The organism is Streptomyces pluripotens (assembly GCF_000802245.2).
GTDB classification, from domain to species: domain Bacteria; phylum Actinomycetota; class Actinomycetes; order Streptomycetales; family Streptomycetaceae; genus Streptomyces; species Streptomyces pluripotens.
This window is the reverse complement of record NZ_CP021080.1, coordinates 6,596,065-6,615,660: the sequence shown is the minus strand read 5'-3', so window position 1 is coordinate 6,615,660 and position 19,596 is coordinate 6,596,065. Positions and strand designations below refer to the sequence as shown.

Below are 19,596 nucleotides of genomic sequence, written 5' to 3'. Positions count from 1 at the left end.
GGCCTCGCCACCCCGCGCCCCAACTCCAGCCCGGGGAGTTCGGCACAGCCGGGCCTCACGGACTGCCCGGGCGGCGGTGCGGGACGTACGTCCGTCACCTGCCGGGCGCCTCGCAGCGGGTGGGACCGGCCGAGCGAGCCCGCCGCATCGGCGACCGGCCGGGCAGAACCTGGCACTCGTCGGGAACCACGCCCCGGCTACAGGAGGACCTACGGCTCGTCGGGAACCACGCCGGACCCGAGTGGGGACGGGACCCACGCCTGAAGCGCCCTCCGTGCCGGGAAGGACCGGAGGCTCGGTGGACCAGCGGGGTCACTCGGGGGCGAAGGAGAAGCTCTGCCACAGGCCGGTGGATCTGACGACGACATCCGAGGAGTGCATGTCCAGGTAGTTGCTTTCCCCGCCCGAGGACTCCGTGCAGTCGGGCGTGGTGTACAGGAGCATGCTGCTCTCCGTGAAGTTGTCCACGTGGGTCACGCCTTCGCGGAAACGGTGGCACCCGTCGATCGACGGGTTCGAGATGGTCTCCACGAGTCTGCCATCGCTTCGCGCCACCACCTGCCCGGACGCCTGATCCTGACAGGCGGTGAGCGCGATGCCGAGCAAGGCGGCGCCGGCGAGCGCGGCCATGGACCGTGAAGCGGGCATCGGGCCTCCTGTGCCGGGACGGGGGAACCGCAGGGGGACGTCGCCCCGCCACCACTATCCGCCAGAGCCGGCGCACACGCCCGGTGAGTACCGCCGTTACGGGCACCCACCCGTCACCGGGCGCCCAGTGACGCCGCCCGGCCGGACACGGCCCGGGCGTCACCGCGCGCGGCCCGTCCTGGGCGTGCGGGCCATGCGTCACCGACGTACCCGGCGGCCGACCGGCCCGCGCCGCCGGCCCGCCGCATCGATCGGGGCGGTGTCACGGCCGTCGGCTGGACGACCTCACCTCACCTGCCGGGAACGCACCCGCCGTGCCTCCACGGCCATGAACCCGACGGTCGCCGGCGGATCCGGAGGCCCGCACCGGCCGGGAACACCCGTCGTGCGATGTGCCGGGCCCCGCGCAGTCGCACCGGCTACGGGCCGGGGGTGAACACGATCGTTGACGAGGCTCCTGGTGCGGTGGAACACGCTCGCGCGGGCGCGCCCGGACCGCAGCGTTGCCGAGGCTTCTTCCGGAGCGCCGGAGGGCCCGTTCGAGGGCGTATCAAGACCCGGGTGTCCCATCCGGCGTGCGGTACACGAGCGCGCCGTCTATCACTGAGGGGAACGGTTTGTTCCCAGGCCACAGGAGGCACGGTATGGCAGGGCCCTGGACACGGGGTGCGGCGGGTGTGGTGCTGGCCGTGACGGCGGTCGCGGCGGCCGGGTGCTCCGGCAACTCCTCAAACCCGTCCGGCACCGTCAGCAAGGCGGCATCGGCAGCCGCTTCCGCCGCCTCCTCCCTCGCCTCCCAGGGGGCCGACGCGCTGGCCTCGGCCACGGCTGAGGCCAAGCGCAAGCTCGACGAGGCCACGGGCGGGCTGAACGTCAAGGGCGACGTAACGCTCGGTAGCATCGGCACTGACAGCGACGGCCGGGCCACGGTCGAGGTGACCACCAAGAACACCGCCAGCTCCACGAAGTCCTTCGCCGTCCAGGTCAACTTCACAGACCAGAGCGGCAATCTGCTGGACGTGGTCGTGGTGACCATCACGGACGTGGCCGCCGGCGCCACGGGCAAGGGCACCGCCCGCAGCAACCGCAACCTGACCGGCGAGGTACGCGCGGCCGTGGGCGCGGCCCTGCGCTACTGACCACCGCGGTACCGCGGTCACTCGCCCGATCCCGGCCGGCTGGCATCCGCGACGCCGCGGATCCGCCTCCTGACAGAGCCTCACGGACAAGGTCCCGGACCGCGCCCACGGCCCGACGGCGGCCCGTCCCTCCCGTCGGGCCGCAACGGCCGCCCTACTCGGGCAATCCGGCGCCCGTCCGCCCGGCTCGGCGCGGCGCCAGGTGCTCGGCGCGGTCCTTCCGCGGCTTGCCGAGAAACCACACCGAGCGTGCCCGGGCAGCAGCGGCACGGATGCCCCCGGCCGCGCCGGGAGCGTGATCTCGCCTGGATCCGCCCCGGGTTCTCGTCGAGCCGTCCGGTCGGCAGCCCGATCCGCTGCCTGGCGGCGGACCACCACGCGGGGCCGTACGCGCCCTGCCCACCGGTACGGATCGACGCAGACCATGACCCGGCGGCCCCGGGAGCCGGTACGCAGCGGCGCCACGGCACCTACACGGCCTGTGCACGCACAAGGGAAAATCCAGTTCATCAGTATGCAAATCGGTAGCTGAATCGGTGTAATCGACACATATGACGGAAAGCAGGGGGATCTAGCGTCGGACTGTACGTGGGCCGCACGGACAAGAAAGGCATTGAGACGCTCATGCCCCTCTCGAACACCGACGTCATGGCCGAAGCCCAGCTCGGCGCCCCGCCCGCTTCCCCTGGCTTCGACCCCCCGCCCTCCGACGACCTCCTGCTACCCGTAGAAGAGCTCCCCGCGTCCGAGTCCTCGCCGGACCTGGTCTATCGCCGCGTGCGTGACGAGCTCATGCTCGACGGCAACGCAAGGCTCAATCTCGCCACCTTCGTGACGACGTGGATGGAGCCGCAGGCACGGCAGCTGATGACGGACACCGCGGAGAAGAACCTCGCGGACCGCGCCGAGTACCCGCAGATCACCGCGATGGAGGCGCGGTGTGTGCGGATGCTCGCCCGGCTCTGGCACGCGCCGGACCCGGAGCGGGTGCGTGGCTGCTCCACCACCGGCTCCAGCGAGGCAGCCATGCTCGGAGGGCTCGCGCTCAAGCGCCGTTGGCAAGAGCGACGGCGCGCCCAGGGCAGGGACACCGGACGACCGAACCTCGTCATGGGGGCGAACGTCCAGGTGTGCTGGAAGAAGTTCGCCAACTACTTCGAGGTGGAACCGCGCTACGTCCCGATGGCACCGGGTCGCTACCACCTTTCGCCCGAGGCGCTCACCGCCTACTGCGACGACAACACCATCGGCGTCGTGGCCGTCCTGGGGTCCACCTTCGACGGCTCCTACGAGCCCGTCGCCGACCTCTGCATGGTCCTGGACGGGTACCAGGCCGCCACCGGGACCGACATCCCCGTGCATGTCGACGGCGCATCCGGTGCCCTGGTGGCCCCGTTCCTCGACCCGGGGCTCATGTGGGACTTCCAGCTCGAACGCGTCGCCTCCATCAACACCTCGGGACACAAGTACGGGCACGTCTTCCCCGGCCTCGGTTGGGCTCTCTGGCGCGACGCCGAAGCTCTCCCCGAGGACCTGGTGTTCGAGGTGGACTACCTCGGCGGCCGCTCCGCCAGCTTCACCCTCAACTTCTCCCGTCCGGGAGCGCACGTCGTGGCGCAGTACTACAGCTTCCTGCGGTACGGCTTCGAGGGGATGAGGAGCCTGGCGGCCCAGTGCCGTACGACGGCGTGTGCGCTCGCCGCGCGCATCCGCAGCATTCCACCCTACGAACTGATCACGGACGGCTCCGAACTCCCGGCCTTCGCCTTCCGCCTGGCGCCCGGCACACCGGGCCCGACGGTATTCGACGTCTCCCGGGCCATGCGCGCGCGGGGCTGGCACCTGCCGGCCTACACCTTTCCCGTCCCCTGTCAGGACGTTTCCGTCCTACGCCTGGTGGTACGCACCGGGTTCACGGCCGAACTCGCGGGCATGTTCATCACCGACCTGACCGAGGTCACCAGGCAGCTTCACACCGGCCGAGCCGCCTCACCCCTGCCGGAGCCCCTCGCCGCCACCTGACCGGACGCACGTCGGCGCCGGACATCGTCCGGCCTCGCTCACCGTGCTCGCGACCGGACGGGGGTGCGTGTCGTCGCCGAGCATGTCCCACCGTTCAGCGCCCCTCGGCCGGGTGCGGGTGGAGTCCGTTGTCACCGGGTGAACGGGCCCGGCCGGCGCGCCCCACCCGGACGGGTCCCCGACGGCCGGCCGACACCCACGGCGAGTCCGCACCCCCGCTCCTCGTCACCGACGGCGATCACTCGCATCAACGCGGTCGCGGCGAAGCGCGCGGCCCCACACGACCGCGAGGGCGAGGAACAACGCGACGACCGAAGACGGAACGGCGGCACACCACCAGGCCCTGGCGCCTCCGGGCTCGGCAACGACGCCGAGGCCCGCCACGGCCACGGCGGCGGCCGCTCCGAAGGCGATGAGCACGGCGACGACGTTCCGGGCGCGTCCGATGTCCGGTGGCCTCCGGTCGTGGCCCAGCTCCGCCCAGTCGCGTGCGGCCTCACGTCTTTCCCGGCGACGCTGCACGGCGGCGCGCGCTCGCAGGCCCACCGTGACGGCGGTGCCGGCCACGGCCGCGGTGGACGGTACCCACCATGCTGGCGACACGAGGAGCAGCAGTGCGACGATCCCGGCCGTGGTCCAGCCGCTGAGGCAGGCCGCCGCGGCCTTGCGTCGGGACACGGGCCGGTCGGCTCCCGCGCGCAGGTCGGCGAGCGCCGGCAGGTACCAGACACAGCCCGACACGGTCACCGCTGCCGCTCCCAGGGCGAGAAGGGCTTGGGGCACGGCCTTACCCCGCCGCCTCAAGCGCTGCTATCTCCGGATGGTGCAGGTCGAACGCGGGGGACTCGCTGCGGATTCGGGGAAGCTGAGCGAAGTTGTGGCGTGGCGGCGGACAGGAGGTCGCCCACTCCAGCGAACGACCGTAGCCCCAGGGATCGTCGGTCTCGACCGGCTTGCCGTATTTCGCGGTCTTCCAGACGTTGTAGAAGAACGGCAGGATCGACAGGCCGAGCAGGAACGCCCCGATGGTGGAGACGGTGTTGAGGGCGGTGAAGCCGTCGGCGGCGAGGTAGTCGGCGTAACGGCGGGGCATGCCCTCGGCGCCCAGCCAGTGCTGGACCAGGAAGGTGGTGTGGAAACCGACCGTGAGTGTCCAGAACGTGATCTTCCCAAGGCGTTCGTCGAGCATCTTGCCGGTGAACTTGGGCCACCAGAAGTGGAATCCGGCGAACATGGCGTACACGACCGTGCCGAAGACGGTGTAGTGGAAGTGCGCGACGACGAAGTACGAGTCGGAGAGGTGGAAGTCCATCGGCGGCGCCGCCAGGATCACCCCGGTCAGACCACCGAAGACGAACGTGATCAGGAAGCCGACCGTCCACAGCATCGGGGTCTCGAAGGACAGTGACCCCTTCCACATGGTGCCGATCCAGTTGAAGAACTTCACTCCGGTGGGGACCGCGATCAGGAAGGTCATGAAGGAGAAGAACGGCAGCAGGACGCCCCCGGTGACGTACATGTGGTGCGCCCACACCGTCACCGACAGGCCCGCGATCGCCATCGTCGCCGCGATCAGTCCCATGTAGCCGAACATGGGCTTGCGGCTGAAGACGGGGATGACTTCGGAGACGATGCCGAAGAACGGCAGTGCCAGGATGTAGACCTCCGGATGGCCGAAGAACCAGAACAAGTGCTGCCACAGCAGTGCCCCGCCGTTGGCCGCGTCGAAGACGTGGGCACCGAACTTGCGGTCCGCCTCCAGTGCGAACAGCGCGGCGGCCAGCACCGGGAAGACGATGAGGACCAGCAGGGCGGTCAGCAGCACGTTCCACACGAAGATGGGCATCCGGAACATCGTCATGCCCGGGGCGCGCATACAGATGATCGTGGTGATGAAGTTGACCGCGCCGAGGATCGAGCCGAAGCCGGACAGGGCCACGCCCATGATCCACAGGTCGGCGCCAAGGCCCGGTGAGTGAACCGCGTCCGACAGCGGGGCGTACAGGAACCAGCCGAAGTCGGCGGCACCGCCCGGGGTCAGGAACCCGAAGGCCGCGATCGACGACCCGAACAGGAAGAGCCAATAGGCGAGCATGTTCAAGCGCGGGAACGCGACGTCCGGGGCACCGATCTGCAACGGCATGATCCAGTTGGCGAAGCCGGTGAACAGCGGCATCGCGAACATCAGCAACATGATCGAACCATGCATGGTGAACGCCTGGTTGAACTGCTCCTGCGACATGATCTGCATGCCGGGACGGGCGAGTTCGGCGCGCATCAGCAGGGCCATCACCCCACCGACTATGAAGAACACGAACGCACTGACCAGGTACATCGTCCCGATCTTCTTGTGGTCGGTGGTCGTCAGCCATTCCGTCCACGACGGCCGTTCACGGCCTCCCGCCTGCTCCGTTCGGCCGGGTGTCTCCACCGTCACCGAGACCCCTGCCGTATCCCTCGGCCGCACGGTCTGCACCTGCTGTTCCTGCGTCTCGTCCACCGGACGGTGTCCTCCACTTCTGCCAAATGAGCGGCGAGCCGGGAGGTGCCGTGGTACGGATATAGACCTGGCCTTCCCGGCCGCCCCCCGATGATCGTCGGTGGGGTACCCGGGCCGAATAGGGTCCAACAGCCCTGGTTCGGCCCTCGGATGGGGACCAACGGTCCCTGCTCCGACCGACACCGGGCGGAATGTGCCGGTTCGCCCGACGTGCGCGTCACGGCCTCCCCCGGATCCGTCCGGCCCGTACGCCGGCCGTCGGGCGGGTGGAACGGCGGGAGGCGTGCGGGCAGGACCCTTCCGTGTCAGGAAGGCGGATCGCCGTGGAACGAGGCGTCATCGCCTGCGCCGGTGAAGCGGACCCCGCTCGTGCGGCCGTGGTCCCGGCCGCGCACCGCTGAGCCGGGGAGGACCACGAGGTGCGGCTGCCGGCCGATGCCCTGTGGCCGTGGCGGGCGACGTACCGGCGCGTGCCGGTACGGGAGGACGTCGTACTGCTCGGCACCGTCGGAGCCCTGGTCCACTCCTCGGAGGGCGCCGCGCTGGCGGTCGCGGGACGCGGTTCCCGCGCGGTTCCGGGCATCGGTCAGGCGCTGGTGCGCGGAGCCCGGTATCCGGTCGCCGTCGTACCGTCACAGACATGCGCGCCCGTGGCGGCAGGCGTCACCGGGCGAATGTCCCCGTGCCGGCACCCGGTGTGACGCGGCCGGTCGACTCGTCGGTCATGCGGACGGCAGTCCCCGCCAGGCCCCGGGCCCCACTGGCCCAAGGCTCGGGAGACCGCCGCCTTCACGGTGTTTCCGTCCCCGCGCTCACCCGTCGGTGGTGTGTCATTCGTAGGCGACGACGGCGACGGGAGCGACGGAGTGGTGCAGCGCGGCCTGTGTGACGGTGCCGATGTGGAAGCCGATGGGGGAACGGCGGATGCGTCGGCCGACGACCACCAGGGAAGCCTCACGGGAGGCCTCGATCAGCAGGACCGAGGGGCTTTCACCGCGCGACTCGGCGACGACCTCCACATCGGGATACTTCTGCTGCCAGGAGCTCAGCGCCTCGGCCAGGGCCTCGGCGTTGCTCCGCTCCACCATCGCGGTGACCTCGGGGTCGGGCGCCATGCCGTAGGCGTAGTAGTACGGCGGGTTCCAGCCGTGCACCACCCGCAGCGGCGCCGAGCGGCGCGCGGCCTCCTCGAAGGCGAACTCGATCAGCGTCCGGTCCGGAGCGTTCACGTCGAGGCCGAGCACGACGGGACGGAACGGTGTGGTCGTGGTGGAGGCACCCGCAGGGTCCGTCTCGTGTTCGTCCGCGGCCTGCTGCCCCGCCCGGACCAGGACGACGGGCCGTTCGCAGTGCGCCACGACCGAACGGCCGACCGAGCCGACCAAGAAGCCACCGATCCCGCTCAGGCCGCGCGAACCGAGGACGAGCATCTCCGCGTCCTCCGACGCGCGGACGAGGGCGTCCGCGGGTGATCCGGTGAACTGTTCCGTGGTCACCTCGACGCCGGGGTGGCTCTGCCGCAGCTCCTGCGCGGCCTCGCGGGGGATCCGCTCGGTCCAGTGGCGGTGGGTCTCGGCGCCGAGCAGCGGGGCCTCGGCCATACCCCCCTGTACGGGCTCCCAGACCTGGACGAGCCGCACCGGCAGTCCGCGCAGCTCCGCCTCGCGGGCCGCCCAGTCCGCGGCGCAGCGGCTCTCACGTGAGCCGTCGAGAGCAACAGTGATGGTGCGGGACATGATCTCCACCTCTCGTGGTTCGGGGGACCCGATTCCAGCGTCGTAGCCAGGAGCGTGCTGCGGGGCGGCTGGCCCTCCAGCACGATGCCTCGTCGTCCTGACCCCTCTCACTCTCGCCGAGTGCGTGCGGTCACGCCGAATGCCGAAGGTCTCCGGCCGGTGGGCTGAACGTCCCTGCTTCCGAGGCCTCTCGGGGGGAGGCGGACCAGCGGGTGGGACGCCTGCCCGGGTCCCGGTGGCCAGCGCCGTGGCCCACCGGTCGCCGGCGGGGGCTCCTGGCCCCGCCCGTCACCGGCTGCGGCACGGACAGCCGTGGCCGGTGCGATGGCGGAAGCCGCGTCGGGCGGTGGAGGAAGCCGCGTCGTGGCCGCGGAAGCGGCGAAGCCCCGCCGCCACGGTGTCCTCCTGCGGAGGACTTCCGGGCGCGGGGCCTGCCGCCGGCGAACCGAACGGCCCGGTGCGCTGGTCCGCCCTCAGCACCGGGGCCAGTGCCGAAGCGGACGTCACCGTCCTCGGCACGACCGGCGGTTCGTGCCGAGGGCTCGCCCTTGCGGCACTGGAGCTGCGACGACGGCGGGTGCTCAGCCAAGGGGTCAGTCACCCGTGAGGTCCGGGCGGACCAGGGTGCCCGACCTGCCGTGGAGGATCTCGTTCGCCGCGTCCAGAGCCCCGATCGCGGCCAGCCCTCCGGTGTGTTCGACGAACCGTGCCACCGCTTCGGTCTTGGGTCCCATGGAGCCGTCCGGGAACCTGCCGCGGCGCAGGTCATCGGGTGTCGCGTCGAGAATGGGCCGCTGCTCGGGAGTCCCGTAACCCTCGTACACGTGCGGGACGTCGGTGAGGATCAGCAGGAAGTCCGCCTTCAGGTCCTCGGCGAGCAGAGCCGCGGTGAGGTCCTTGTCGATGACAGCTTCCGCTCCGCTCAGGGCCCCGGTGTCGCGGTCGGCGACGACGGGGACGCCTCCGCCGCCGGCGCAGATGACCAGTGTGCCGCTGTCCAGCAACTCACGGAGCGTGTCGGTCTCCACGATCCGCTCCGGTACCGGCGAGGGCACGACCCGGCGCCACCCGTTGGTGTCCGGCCCTACGTGCCAGCCGCGCTTGCGGGCCAGGGACTTCGCCAGGTCCCGGGAGTAGACCTGGCCGACGAACTTCGTGGGCCGGGCGAATGCCGGGTCGTCCGCCCGTACGAGGGTATGGGTGACCAGTGTGGCGATCCGACGTCCGGGAAGGACGTTGTGCAGCGTGCGGGCCAGCAGCGATCCGATCATGCCCTCGGTCTGGGCACCGAGCAGGTCCAGCGGGTAGGGCGCGCTGAGCGCCGGGTCGGCGGCGCTCTCCATGGCGAGCAGGCCGATCTGTGGACCGTTGCCGTGGGTGATGACCAGCTCGTGTTCCCGGGCGAGCGCTCCCAGGGCGCTGGCGACCCGGTCGATGTTGGCCTGCTGGACGGCCGCGTCGGGGCGTTCACCGCGGTGTAGCAGGGCATTGCCTCCGAGGGCGACGACGATGCGCATGGTTCAGTCCTCCAAGGTGGCGACGAGCACGGCCTTGATGGTGTGCAGCCGGTTTTCCGCCTGGTCGAAGACGATCGAGGCGGGCGAGGAGAAGACCTCGTCGGTGACTTCGAGTCCGTCCAGGCCGTAGGTGCCGAACAGTTCCTGGCCCAGCTCGGTCCGGCGGTTGTGGAGCGAAGGCAGGCAGTGCATGAACTTCACGTCCGGGTTGCCGGTGAGGGCGAGGACCTTCTCGTTGACCTGGTACGGGAGTAGCAGGGCAATCCGATCCCGCCAGGTGTCGGCCGGTTCTCCCATCGAGACCCACACGTCCGTGTGCAGGAAGTCGGCTCCGCGCACGGCGGTCTCGACGTCCTCGGTGAGGGTGATCCGGGCCCCGCTGGCCTCGGCGAGTGCCCGGCAGGTGGTGACCAGCCCGGCGTCCGGCCACAGTGCCTCGGGCGCGGCGATGCGCACGTCCATGCCGAGCAGCGCGCCCATCGACAGCAGCGAATTGCCCATGTTGTTGCGGGCGTCGCCGAGGTAGCAGTAGCTGGTGTCGGCGAGCGGCTTGGTGCTGTGCTCGCGCATGGTGAGCATGTCGCACAGGCTCTGGGTGGGGTGCGTGGTGTCGGTGAGTCCGTTGTAGACGGGGACGCCGGCGTGGGTGGCGAGATCGGTGACGATCGACTGGGCGGAGCCCCGGTACTCGATGCCGTCGAACATGCGGCCCAGCACGCGGGCGGTGTCGGCGATCGACTCCTTGTGGCCGACGTGGGTGTCGCCGGGGCCGAGGTATACGGTGCTGGCACCCTGGTCGGCGGCAGCCACCTCGAAGGCGCAGCGGGTACGGGTGGAGGACTTCTCGAAGACCAGGGCGATGTGCTTGCCGGTGAGCCGGGCTTGCTCGGTACCGGCGTGCTTGTCCGCCTTGAGCTCGGCGGCGAGGTCGAGGAGCCCGTTGATCTCGGCGGCGGTGAAGTCGAGTTCGCTCAGGTAGGAGCGACCGCGCAGGTCAATGGTCATGGTGCTGGTTTCCTTCGGCGGATCAGGCGGCGGGGTCGCGTTCGATGGGGCAGCTCATGCAGCGCGGGCCGCCTCGTCCACGGCCGAGTTCGGCGCCGGCGATGGTGATGATCTCGATGCCCTGCTTGCGCAGGTAGGTGTTGGTGGTGACGTTGCGCTCGTAGCCGACGACCACGCCCGGGGCGAGGGCGAGGAAGTTGCTGCCGTCGTCCCACTGCTCGCGTTCGGCGTTGCGGATGTCCTGGGGCGCGGACAGCATGCGGACCTTGTCCAGATCGAGGGCCTCGGCGAGGGCGGTTGCCAGGTCCGAGTTCGGGGTGACGGCGAAACCGGCCCGGTGTATGTCGCTGGGGGTGAGAGTCCACGAGCGCAGGGAGTCGGCGAGCCCCGGATAGATGACGAACGTGTCGCGATCGACCATGGTCAGCACGGTGTCCAGGTGCATGAACGCGCGGGCCGCGGGTAGTTGGACCGCGATCAGCCGGCTCGCCGTACCGGCCGCGAAGAGCCGTGCGGCCAGGTTCTCCACGGCCTGGGCCGTGGTGCGTTCGCCCATGCCGACCATGACGGCGCCGTTGCCCAGGACGTGGGCGTCCCCGCCTTCGAGGGTGCCGACGGGCCCGTCGAGCAGGGGGGCCGGAGCCACACCTGCGAACATCGGGTGGAATGTGTAGATGGCCTGAGCGTGCAGGCTCTCGCGGCGCCGGGCCGGCTTGGCCATCGGATTGACCGACAGCTGGTCATACATCCAGCAGGAGTTGTCGCGCGGGAAGAGGTGGTTGGGCAGCGGGGCGAGGGCGAAGTCGTCACCGCCCAACGTGTTCCAGACCAGACTGTGCGGAGTGGCGAGTTGCAGGTCGCTCTTGAGGAGACCGCCGATCAGATAGCCGGCGAGCGTCTCCCCGTCCAGCTCGGCACACAGCTCGCGTACCGGGTCGACGAGGGCGGGTCCCACGGTAGCCGGGGTGATGACCCGGTCCAGGAGCCAGTCACGGCCCTCGGGGACGTCGAGGGTCTGGGCGAGCAGGTCGGCGAAGTAGTGAACGCGTGCGCCGTGGTCACGCAGGACCTGGGCGAAGGCATCGTGCTCCTCGCGGGCCCGCTTGGCCCACAGGATGTCGTCGAAGAGCAGCGCGTCGACGTTGCGCGGGGTGAGGCGGGAGAGTTCGAGGCCGGGGCGGTGCAGGATCACCTGGCGCAGCGGGCCGACCTCGGAGTCGACGTGAAAGGTGTTCATCGCGGGGGGTCCTCCGTACTCGGGGTGAATCAGTCGTGGTGGCGGAGGTCCATCCGCTGCTGCGGTGGGCCGACGCGGTTGGTGCGCGGCCCGCGCTGGGACCGCCGGGCCGGCGGCGGCGTCTCAGGGGCCCGCTCCGGCTGGAGGTCGACCTGCGATGTCTGGGTCACGGTCGACTCGCCGTAGGCACCCTGACCCCGCTTCAGCCAGACGTAGACCGGCACGCCGAGGAGCAGCACGAACAGGCCGTAGTAGACGGTCTGGTAGCCGCTTCCCTGGATCGACCAGTACGAGAAGGCGAGCGCCAGCGCGGCCACGGTCACATCGCGGGCCAGCCGCCGGGGGCTGAGGGTCTCGCTGCCCCGCACGAGCAGCCAGTACAGCTGGGCGGCCGCGGAGAACAGGTACGGGATGACGGCGGTCACCACGCTCAGCAGCACGATCTTCGTGAAGACGTCGTCGAAGCGGGTGTAACTGAACACGGTGATCAGCGAGGCGAGCGCGGTGGAGGCGAGGATGCCGAAGGCCGGTACGTCGTTCTCGCCGCGCAGCCGGGCGAACGCCCGCGGGAAGAGGCCGTCACGAGCGGCGGCGTAGGGCATCTCCGCGCACAACATGGTCCAGCCGTTGAGGGCGCCGATACCGGAGATGATCGCGGCCACGGCGACGATGTCACCGGCCCAGGTACCGCCGAAGATGTTGTTCGCCGCGTCGGTGAACGGCGCGGTCGAGGCGCCCAGCTTGCCATGTGCGACGGTGCCGAAGACGGCGAGGGTGCCCAGGATGTAGATGAGGGCGCAGATGAGCGTGCCGTAGACGGTGGCGCGCGGCACGTTGCGGCCCGGCTCACGGACCCGGCCGGCCACCACCGAGGCGGCTTCCAGGCCCAGGTAGCTGAACAGGGCGATGGCACCCGCTGCCGAGATCGCGCCCACCACCGACTGTCCGCTCGCGTTGAACGGGCCGAAGTTGTGGGTGTCGATGAACAGCAGTCCGACGGTGGCCATGAAGACCAGCGGGACGAACTTCAGCACCGTGGTGATCACCTGGAACGCGCCCGTGTTGCGGACGCCGGTGAGGTTGATCGCGGCCGGGATCCACAGCCCGACCAGTGCGAGGAGTACCGAAATCCACTTGTGGTGACCGGTGTTGACGAACACCTCGACGTAGCCGACCCACGCCACCACGATGGCCGCGTTACCGGCCCAGGCGGTGATCCAGTAAGACCAGGCGTTGAGGAACCCGGCGAACTCCCCGAAGGCCTCCCGAGCGTAGACGTACGGACCGCCGCTCGTGGGAACGCGCTTCGACAGCGCCCCGAAGGTCAGGGCCAGCGCGAGTGCGCCGAGGGTCACGGCGACGAACGCGACCAGGGAGATCGGTCCGTACGGAGCGAGGGCAGAGGGCAGAGCGAAGACTCCGGTGCCGATGATGCTGCCGATCACGAGCGCGGAGGCGGCGGGAAGGCCGAGCGCCGCCGTGGGCGCCGTCCCCTTTCCGCCTCCTGTGGTCCTGGGCATGGTCGGGACTCCTTTCAACAGGTGGATGGGGTTGTCCGATCCACCATTGATCTTTCTGTGCTGCGGCGGGCGGGGTCAGCGGCCACAAGGCCCGCGGGCGACCCCGATGGTCCCGGCGCCACGGGACCGGCCGACCCGGACCGCCCGTCTGTCGGGGCCGCTGGCCGAAGGGCAGGGGCCGTTCGGGCCACGGCTCGGCCCTGTCGCCCCTTCGACGACAGCGCTCCCGTCCCGACAATGGAGGCAGGACGACAACCGGTCACCTGCGGCGCCAACCGGCCGACGGTGCCATGTCCTTGCGGTTCATTGCAGCTGGGGTGGTTCTCCCGCAGGCCCCAGGAGCCGCGAGGGCTTCCGCGCGGGCTACGTGTTGGGGGAGGCACGGGTTCCCGCGCCCACGGCCGCCGCTGCCCCCGCGTAGGGGCGGCGGCGGCCCTGCTCGGCATCGTTCCGGGTAGCCGACGGACGCTGCGGGGCGTGTCCGCAGCCCGGTCCACGACGCACGGGGACGCCCCGGAGGGACGGGACGCTCGTTCGCCGTGCCGTCCCGGAGACTTCCACATCCGGCTCCGCCCGTCTTGGACCCGGGCGGCGCGCTCCTCAGCCCGCGTCCCCGGGTCCCGCGTCCCCGCAGAACCGCATCGCCGCGCCACCGCATCGCCGCACCCTTGACGTGACGGTCCGCCGCGACTCGCTGACGTGTCCCTCCCGGCGGGCCCGCACGGGCACAGGACGCACGGCCCCCGCTCCAGGGGCCGGACAGCCCTGGGCAGTCGGCACATCGTCGCAGCAGGCTGATGTCGCTTCCCGCGATCAGAAGGAGCGACGCAGATGACTGGCAAGGACCCCGGCGCCCGCACGAACACCGCCGCCGTACGAGTGCGGGCCGCGGGCGATGTCGACGAGGGATCACTCACCTACGTCCGGGAGAAGGTCGACGCGGTCCTCGGCCGGCCCGGGGTTCCGGTGGTCAGCGGCGAGGTGAAGATCAGCAAGGCCGCGGCGCACCGTGCCGAGCAGCCGTGGTCGGCCCTGGCCCAGCTCGTCGTGGGGAACCACCTCGTGGTCGTGCAGGCCCAGGAGGCCACGGCCCGTGAACTGGCGGACCGGCTGCAGGACCGGATGCACGCTCAGGTGAATCGGACCCTGCACCGGGGTGAGGAGGCTCGCAGGTCGGCCACCCCACCTCCCTGGCGGGGCGGGCGTGCCGTCGGCGAGCGACCCTAGCCCAGGGGCTGCCCGGTTGGCCGCGGACCGGTGGAGGCCGCCGCGTGTGCGGTGCGCCGCCGGGGTCCCGCTCGGGCGGCCGGCCGGGCCGAAACCGGCCCGGCCCGGAGGGCGTCCCGGTGACCGCGGCCGACCCCGTCGGCCGGCTCCGCGGGGTCGTGAGGCCACCAGGGCCGTGAGGTCACCCCACCGCGGCGACCGCCGTGTCCGACTGGGGAGGGCCGCCCGGCCCGTCCGGAGCGGTGCCGGTCAGTCCCCGGGCGGGACCTTCGGTGTCTGGGGACGACACGGGGAACCGACCGAGAGTGAAGACGCGAGCGGCACCCGATCCCCCGCCGGTGCCGCTCGCATCCACCCGCCGCCGGACCCCTCCGGCGGCCCTTGTCCACGGAGGCGCACACCCATGACCCGTCACGACACCGCAACCGAGGCCGCGGACACCACCGGAGCCCCGTGTGACATCACCGTCACCGTGGACCGGTTGGTCACGAACGGGCTCAAGGCGCTCACCGACTACGAGGCCTTCACCCAGGAGCAGATCGACCACATCGTCAAGAAGGCCTCGGTCGCCGCCCTGGACCGGCACACAGCGCTGGCGCGCCTGGCGGTCGAGGAGACCGGACGGGGTGTCTTCGAGGACAAAGCCGCCAAGAACATGTTCGCGTGCGAACACGTCACACACAGCATGGGCCCGATGAAGACCGTCGGCGTCATCGCCCGCGACGACATCGAGGACATGATCGAGGTGGCCGAACCGGTGGGCGTGATCTGCGCGATCACGCCGGTCACCAACCCGACCTCCACCACCGTCTTCAAGGCCCTGATGGCGCTCAAGACGCGTAACCCCGTCGTGTTCGCCTTCCACCCCTCGGCCCAGAAGTGCAGCACGGAGGCGGCCCGGATCGTACGGGACGCGGCCGTCGCCGCCGGCGCGCCGGAGCACTGCGTGCAGTGGATCGAGACACCGTCCGTGCAGGCGACCGAGATCCTGATGCACCACCCCGGCGTCTCGCTGATCCTCGCCACCGGTGGCAACGCCATGGTCAGGGCCGCGTATTCGGCGGGCAAGCCCGCGCTGGGGGTCGGCGCAGGCAACGTACCGGCGTACGTGCACAGGAGCGCGAAGCTCCGCCGGGCCGTCAACGACCTGGTGCTGTCGAAGTCCTTCGACAACGGGATGATCTGTGCCTCCGAGCAGGCCGTCATCCTCGACGCCGAGATCTACGACGCGGCCCTCGCCGAATTCCGCGTCCTGGGCGCCCACCTGGCGACCGCGGAGGAGAAGGAGAAGCTGGAGCGGTTCCTGTTCCCAGCCGGAGCGGCGGGCGGCGGCTGCGAGCCGAAGGTGAATCCGGCTGCCGTCGGTCAGAGTTCGGCGTGGATCGCGGAACAGGCCGGCTTCACCGTCCCGGACGACACCTCGCTGATCCTGGTCGAGGCCGATCGGGTAGGCCCGGACGAGCCGCTGACCCGGGAGAAGCTCTGCCCCGTGCTGGCCGTGCTGCGCGCCGGCTCCGAGCAGCAGGGCTTCAGCCTGGCCGCCGACATGGTCGCCTTCCACGGCCAGGGCCACAGCGCCGTCATCCACACGGAGGACCCGGATCTCGCCGAGGCGTACGGCCGGAGCATGAAGACAGTACGCATCATCGTCAACGCCCCGTCCTCGCAGGGCGCGATCGGCGGCATCTACAACCACCTGCTGCCGTCGCTCACGCTGGGCTGCGGCTCGTGGGGCCACACCTCGGTGTCCAACAACGTCTCCGCCGCCCAACTCCTGAACGTCAAACGGGTCAGCGCACGCCGCAACAACCTGCAGTGGTTCAAGGTCCCGCCGAAGATCTACTTCGAACCACAGGCCATCCGCTACCTCGCGTCCATGCCGGACGTCCACCGCGTCACCATCGTCACCGATGCCACCATGACCCGGCTCGGCTTCGTCGACCGCGTCACCCGCGTCCTGCAGCGGCGCAGGGAGCCGGTCACCATCCAGGTCATCGACGGCGTGGAGCCGGAGCCGAGCATCGGCTCCGTCCAGCGCGGCGCCAAGCTCATGAGCGGCTTCCGCCCGGACACCATCATCGCGCTCGGCGGTGGCTCCCCAATGGACGCGGCGAAAGTGATGTGGCTGCTGTACGAACACCCGGACGTCGACTTCGCCGACATGCGGCACAAGTTCTCCGACATCCGCAAGCGCGCCTTCCGTTTCCCCGTGCTCGGCAGCCGCGCCCGGCTGGTGTGCGTACCCACGACGTCCGGCACCGGCGCAGAGGTCACTCCCTTCGCGGTGATCTCCGACCCGGCCACCGGCAAGAAGTACCCGCTGGCCGACTACGCGCTGACCCCGAGCGTGGCCATCGTCGATCCGCTGCTCACCGCGGACCTGCCCTCGGCGCTGGCCGCGGACAGCGGCTTCGACGCGCTGACCCACGCGATCGAGGCCTACGTCTCCGTATACGCCAACGACTTCACCGACGGTCTGGCCCTGCACGCGATCCGGCTGATCTTCGACAACATCGAAGCAGCGGTCAACGACCGTGCCGACCGCCCCGAGGCTCGGGAGAAGATACACAACGCGGCCACCATCGCCGGCATGGCCTTCGGCAACGCCTTCCTCGGCATCGTGCACGCCATGGCACACACCCTCGGCGCCACCTTCCACATCGCGCACGGCCGTACCAACGCCGTCCTGCTGCCGCATGTCATCCGCTACAACGGAACCGTGCCGACGAAACTCACGGCCTGGCCCAAGTACGAGAACTACCGTGCCCCCGAACGCTTCCAGGAGATCGCCGGCGTCCTCGGCCTGCCCGCCTCGACCCCGCACGAGGGCGTCGAGTCGCTGGCCCTCGCGGTGGAGCGACTGCGTGACGCCGTGGGCATCGAGGCGTCGTTCCAGGCACTCGGCGTCGAGGAGCGCGCCTTCCTCGACGCCCTGCCGCAGCAGGCCCTGAACGCCTACGAGGACCAGTGCGCGCCGGCGAACCCGCGTATGCCGATGCTCGACGACATGCAGAAGCTCATGCGCGCGGCCTATTACTCCGGTGCGCAGGACGTGCGGGACGCAGACCAGGGCCGAACGGCCCTGGCGTGACCTGCTCCGGTGTCGCTCCAATGTCCTGACCAGGCCCGTTGGCGGCGTCCGCATCGTGGGACGCCGCCAATGGGCAGCCGCCCACATCTGGAAGGGACGCGACGCATGCCGTACCGGTGCACGGGCCGTCACCACGGCGACGGGCCCCACAGGAGCCGTACTGCGTCGGTCAGCGACACACCAGTGAGCTACGAAACCGCGTGGAAGCTCCCCATGACCATCGACGCTCCTCAGGTGCTTCCTGCCGGGCCGCGCCGGAGCATCGAGTTGGCCGGCGACGAGGCGTTGCGGCTGCTGGGCAGCGTCTCGCTCGGCAGGATCGTCTTCACCCGACACGCGCTGCCGACCGTCCGACCGGTCAATCATGTCCTGGACAACGGCCACATCGTCATCCGCACCCACGAGGGCGCGGCGCTGACCGCACGCGCGGGGCAGGCCGACGGCCGGGGCGTAGTGGTCGCGTACCAGGCCGACGCGATCGATCCCGGCACACACCTCGGCTGGAGCGTGGTGGTCACCGGATACGCCCACCTGGTGACCGACCCGGAGGAGTTGGCCCGCTACCGGGACCTGCTCAACCCCTGGGTCAACCGGACCATGGACCATGCGGTGCGCATTCACCCCGACCTGGTCACCGGCGTCCGGCTCACCGCCGACGACGCAGGAGAAGGCGTCTGACGCAGGGAAACGGCTGCCGTACGTCGCTCCGCGACACCTTCCGGCACCACGCCCGCTCGACCCCTTTGCCGCCCTTGGTGCCCTTGGCAGCGGACGGCCTCAAGCCTGCGGCGTGAGAACCCTCCGGGGTTCTCACGCCGCAGGCTTGAGGCCGCACACCAGCTGTGTCCGCCGGGTGGCTGGTCAGTCGTGCGGAACCACCGCGACCGGCGCGCCACCGTGGTGCAGCACCGCATGGGTGACCGGGCCGATCGCCGTACCGGCCGGCGTCCGGCGTCGGCGACGCCCGACCACGACCAGCGACGCGTCGTGCGAGGCCTCCACCAAGTGCGAGCCCGCCTTGCCGATCACCGCCTGCTCCACCACCTCGACACCGGGGAACTTGTTCCGCCAGGGGTCCAGGACCTCGGACAAGGCACGCTGGGTGTCTCCGGTGAGTTCGGCATGCAGTTCGGCACTGAGATCACCGTCGCCGTCCTGGGGCTGATCCGGGCTCCAGCCGCGGACGACGCGCAGCCTTGCCCCGCGGCGGGCGGCGGCGTCGAAGGCGAACCCGATCACGGCGTCGTCCGGGGCCGCGGATCCGAGGCCCAGGACGACGTCCCTGAACGACTCGGCCCCGGTGCCGGGGGTCCCGGGCTGGTGTTCGTCCTCGGCGCGCAGGCCGTCCCGTACGACGACGACGGGCCGTCGGCTGCCGGTCATGACCGCGAGGACGACGGACCCGACCAGGAACCTGGCGACGCCGCCCAGACCGCGGGAGCCCAGCACCAGAAGATCGGCTTCCTCGGCTGCCTCAAGCAGGGCGGGAGCGGGCTCTCCGGGAACGTGGTCAGTGATGATCTGCAGGCCGGGGTGGTTCCGCGCGAGTGTCGCCGCGGTCTCCCTCAGTAGGCGGTCGGCCCGCTGGTCCTGCACGCCGGGGTCCTGGGGCGGCTGGGGCGTCCCGCCCGCGGGCGGGTGCGTGTCCGGCTCCCGCCGGAGGGCGTGGACCAGGTGCAGCGGGGTGTCGCGGAGCAGAGCCTCCCGGGCCGCCCAATCGGCGGCTGCCAGGCTCTCCGGGGAGCCATCCAGGCCTGCGGTGATGGTGTGGGGCATCTCGGCCTCCTTCGAAGTCGAATTCAGTTTCGGAGAAAGGCACTTGGGACAGGAGAGGCCTCAGGTCACCAGGTGGGGGCCGGGTGGCCCACGCGCAGGCAGCCGACGTGCGAGGGCCGGTGGCCGGTAGGCGGACCGTCCGTAACGGAGGGCCTCCCGCCGACGTGTCCGACGACCA

15 protein-coding genes are annotated in these 19,596 nt (G+C 70.7%); 6 read left to right on the top strand and 9 right to left on the bottom strand.

Going from position 1 to position 19,596, the window contains the following annotated elements; all coding sequences use genetic code 11:
- Positions 1-312 precede the first annotated feature (312 nt).
- A complete protein-coding gene (locus tag LK06_RS29370; protein ID WP_039648683.1) occupies positions 313-648 on the bottom strand; it encodes a hypothetical protein in 336 nt (111 codons plus the stop codon).
- A 644-nt stretch (positions 649-1,292) separates the two neighbouring features.
- Between LK06_RS29370 and LK06_RS29365 the strand changes: the two genes are divergently transcribed.
- Both LK06_RS29365 and gad read left to right on the top strand, forming a co-directional pair.
- Positions 1,293-1,787: a hypothetical protein gene (locus tag LK06_RS29365; RefSeq protein ID WP_052269719.1), complete on the top strand. Its 495-nt coding sequence runs from the start codon at positions 1,293-1,295 to the stop codon at positions 1,785-1,787.
- Positions 1,788-2,411: 624 nt separating this feature from the next.
- Positions 2,412-3,809, top strand: coding sequence for a glutamate decarboxylase (gene gad / locus LK06_RS29360; protein WP_039648712.1), 1,398 nt, complete (start codon positions 2,412-2,414; stop codon positions 3,807-3,809).
- A gap of 225 nt (positions 3,810-4,034) precedes the next feature.
- On the opposite strand, the gene LK06_RS29355 is transcribed toward gad, so the two are convergent.
- Both LK06_RS29355 and ctaD read right to left on the bottom strand, forming a co-directional pair.
- Positions 4,035-4,592, bottom strand: a complete 558-nt coding sequence (locus tag LK06_RS29355; RefSeq protein ID WP_039648682.1) for a hypothetical protein — start codon at positions 4,590-4,592, stop codon at positions 4,035-4,037.
- A gap of 4 nt (positions 4,593-4,596) precedes the next feature.
- Positions 4,597-6,309, bottom strand: coding sequence for an aa3-type cytochrome oxidase subunit I (gene ctaD, locus LK06_RS29350; RefSeq protein ID WP_071659098.1), 1,713 nt, complete (start codon positions 6,307-6,309; stop codon positions 4,597-4,599).
- 419 nt (positions 6,310-6,728) lie between these two features.
- Here ctaD and LK06_RS29345 point away from each other — a divergent pair, with 419 nt between their 5' ends.
- A complete protein-coding gene (locus tag LK06_RS29345; protein ID WP_039648681.1) occupies positions 6,729-7,010 on the top strand; it encodes a hypothetical protein in 282 nt (93 codons plus the stop codon).
- A gap of 129 nt (positions 7,011-7,139) precedes the next feature.
- Here LK06_RS29345 and LK06_RS29340 read toward each other — a convergent pair whose 3' ends face one another.
- From LK06_RS29340 to LK06_RS29320, 5 genes are all read right to left on the bottom strand, one after another.
- Complete coding sequence (locus LK06_RS29340) at positions 7,140-8,045, bottom strand: universal stress protein (protein ID WP_039648710.1); 906 nt, start codon at positions 8,043-8,045, stop codon at positions 7,140-7,142.
- A 593-nt stretch (positions 8,046-8,638) separates the two neighbouring features.
- The gene (locus LK06_RS29335) at positions 8,639-9,562 is read right to left on the bottom strand and encodes a carbamate kinase (protein ID WP_043435213.1); all 924 of its coding nucleotides are present in this window, start codon (positions 9,560-9,562) and stop codon (positions 8,639-8,641) included.
- A 3-nt stretch (positions 9,563-9,565) separates the two neighbouring features.
- Positions 9,566-10,567, bottom strand: coding sequence for an ornithine carbamoyltransferase (argF, locus tag LK06_RS29330; protein ID WP_039648679.1), 1,002 nt, complete (start codon positions 10,565-10,567; stop codon positions 9,566-9,568).
- A 22-nt stretch (positions 10,568-10,589) separates the two neighbouring features.
- Positions 10,590-11,804 (bottom strand): arginine deiminase, encoded by a 1,215-nt coding sequence (locus tag LK06_RS29325; RefSeq protein WP_043407483.1) that lies wholly within the window; start codon positions 11,802-11,804, stop codon positions 10,590-10,592.
- Between the two features lie 29 nt (positions 11,805-11,833).
- Complete coding sequence (locus tag LK06_RS29320) at positions 11,834-13,249, bottom strand: APC family permease (protein ID WP_039648709.1); 1,416 nt, start codon at positions 13,247-13,249, stop codon at positions 11,834-11,836.
- A 906-nt stretch (positions 13,250-14,155) separates the two neighbouring features.
- Here LK06_RS29320 and LK06_RS29315 point away from each other — a divergent pair.
- From LK06_RS29315 to LK06_RS29305, 3 genes are all read left to right on the top strand, one after another.
- Positions 14,156-14,551, top strand: coding sequence for a hypothetical protein (locus LK06_RS29315; RefSeq protein WP_043435211.1), 396 nt, complete (start codon positions 14,156-14,158; stop codon positions 14,549-14,551).
- A gap of 403 nt (positions 14,552-14,954) precedes the next feature.
- Positions 14,955-17,642, top strand: coding sequence for a bifunctional acetaldehyde-CoA/alcohol dehydrogenase (gene adhE / locus LK06_RS29310; RefSeq protein ID WP_039648676.1), 2,688 nt, complete (start codon positions 14,955-14,957; stop codon positions 17,640-17,642).
- Between the two features lie 213 nt (positions 17,643-17,855).
- On the top strand, positions 17,856-18,320 hold the full coding sequence (locus LK06_RS29305; protein WP_174673952.1) for a pyridoxamine 5'-phosphate oxidase family protein: 465 nt from the start codon (positions 17,856-17,858) through the stop codon (positions 18,318-18,320).
- 183 nt (positions 18,321-18,503) lie between these two features.
- On the opposite strand, the gene LK06_RS29300 is transcribed toward LK06_RS29305, so the two are convergent.
- Complete coding sequence (locus LK06_RS29300; RefSeq protein ID WP_039648674.1) at positions 18,504-19,418, bottom strand: universal stress protein; 915 nt, start codon at positions 19,416-19,418, stop codon at positions 18,504-18,506.
- Positions 19,419-19,596 lie beyond the last annotated feature (178 nt).